The 2,000-nt window shown below is 33.7% G+C and carries 3 protein-coding genes; all 3 read left to right on the top strand.

The window, feature by feature from the left end:
• Positions 1-220 (top strand): hypothetical protein (locus AC07XN_RS24220; RefSeq protein ID WP_494744912.1); only part of this gene is annotated, 220 nt, incomplete at its 5' end.
• Between the two features lie 144 nt (positions 221-364).
• Entirely contained in the window at positions 365-973 is a 609-nt protein-coding gene (locus AC07XN_RS24215) for a Crp/Fnr family transcriptional regulator (protein ID WP_494744911.1), read from the top strand.
• A gap of 104 nt (positions 974-1,077) precedes the next feature.
• Positions 1,078-1,935 carry an SDR family oxidoreductase gene (locus AC07XN_RS24210; RefSeq protein ID WP_494744910.1) on the top strand — a complete coding sequence of 286 codons (858 nt, stop codon included), beginning with the start codon at positions 1,078-1,080 and terminating at the stop codon, positions 1,933-1,935.
• Positions 1,936-2,000: the final 65 nt, after the last annotated feature.

The following is a 2,000-nucleotide window of genomic DNA, read 5'->3' as shown; positions in this document are numbered from 1 at the left end:
GTCAATTATAGGCATAGAGCAAAATAAGGAAATTCAAACAGAAATTGGAGGAATAAAAGAATACGGAATGTTCCCTACAGGTAATGTAAATATTACTAATGGACATGGACAAGCTGACCTTCAAATAAAAGTTATTGGAAATCAAAAGGAAATAGAAGTGAATGTCTATTTGGAGAAAGAACCTAATAGTCAATGGAAAATAATTGAAATGAAAAAATAATAAAGGACTTCTGGATTTTATCAACGAACATTGCAGAATAGTTGACTTTTAAAGTTAACTATTCTTAGCAAATTTCACTCGTTAATCCGCATCTTTAATAAAATTAGCGAACTGCTCGAAACTCAAAACTCATCACTCACAACCGTGGCGGCAGACCGCTCACAACTCTTACCCATGTTTGCCTATTTTAAGAAATACTTAGCAGAAAGAATTACCTTGAACGAACAAGATTATAACTTGATAGAATCGGTGAGTGTCGTTAAAAAATTAAGACGACGACAATATTTACTTCAAGAAGGGGATGTGTGGCGATTTAATGCATTTGTGTGCAAAGGCTTTTTGCGTACGTATTTTGTAGATGATAAAGGGCTAGAGCATATTATGAATTTTGCCATAGAAAATCATTGGTCGGGAGATAGAGAAAGCCTGACTTCTGAACAGCCATCAAAATATAATATTGATGCGATAGAAGATTCTGTAATAATCCTAATCAAGAAAAATGATTTTGATATGCTTTGCAAAACTATTCCTGTCTTTAATGATTTTGTAAATGACATTCTGCAAAGACGTTTTGTGGTAATGCAGGAACGAATACACGCTAATATTACCTTCTCTGCCGAAGAAAAATACCATAATTTTATTTCCAAATTTCCTTCCATTGCCAATCGTGTTCCACAGCACATGATTGCTTCTTATCTTGGTATTTCTGCTGAAACAATCAGTAGAATCAGAAAACAGGCACTTCAAAAATAAATTCTCTTGACATTTATCAAGATTTTTTTCCTTTAATTATCAATGGAAATAGGCACCGCCTTGGTGCAATTTTGTATCATAAATTAACATAAAAAATTAAGACAATGAGCAAAATAATTTTCATTACAGGAACAAGTACAGGCTTTGGAAAGCTTATGACCATTACTTTATCTAAAGCAGGTTATACCGTAATAGCAGGAATGCGTGGAACAAAAACTAAGAATGCTGTAATTGCTGAAGAGCTTTCGGCTTTAGATAATGTAGAAGTAGTAGAAATAGACATTACGGATGATACTTCTGTGAAAGATGCTTTTGAACAAGTATTGACCAAATATGGCAAAATAGATGTAGTGGTCAATAATGCAGGAGTATCAGGATTTGGTTTATTAGAGGGCTATTCTATAGACCAAATCAGAGCGATGTTTGAAGTAAATTTTTACGGTGTTTTGCGGACTTATCAAGCAGTATTGCCAAGTATGCGTAAAGCAAAAAGTGGATTGATTATCAATATTACTTCTGGAGCAAGTGGACATACATTGCCTTTTATGATTCCTTATTTAGCATCAAAATTTGGCGTAGAAAGCATTACAGAAGGATTACAAGATGAACTAAGACAATTTAATATTGAAAATGTAAGTATTCAACCTGGCGTATATCCTACAGAAATGACTAATGGAAGTAAAGCAGGTTTGCCAGCCGATAAAACTGATATTGTAGCAGAATATGGTGAAAAAGCTAATAAAGACTTTAATGCTTTAGGAGCAGCGTTTTATGGAAAGTTAGCTGAATTTAATATGAATCCTCAAACAATTGCTGATGGAGTGTTGGCTTTAGTGGAAATGGAAGAAGGTACTCGTCCACTACGTTTTCCATTAGATGCCATTGCTCAGGGAACAGATAAGGAATTTGTAGAAGCTAGAGCAACATTGAAAGCAAAATGGCTAGAAAAGTATAGTAATTAAATCTATTTCTTTTATAGTAGTTATTTTAGATTGGTCAACTTTTTAAAAGTTGACCAATCTTGTGC

It is taken from the genome of Arcicella sp. GW458-12-2-14-TSB2 (assembly GCF_059423785.1).
Note: the sequence above shows the minus strand (reverse complement) of the source record. Positions and strands in the feature narration are given on the sequence as shown.

Bases quoted from the DNA above. Each gene is read 5' to 3' on its own strand.
- AC07XN_RS24210 (WP_494744910.1), top strand. From the start codon at position 1,078: ATGAGCAAAATAATTTTCATTACAGGAACAAGTACAGGCTTTGGAAAG.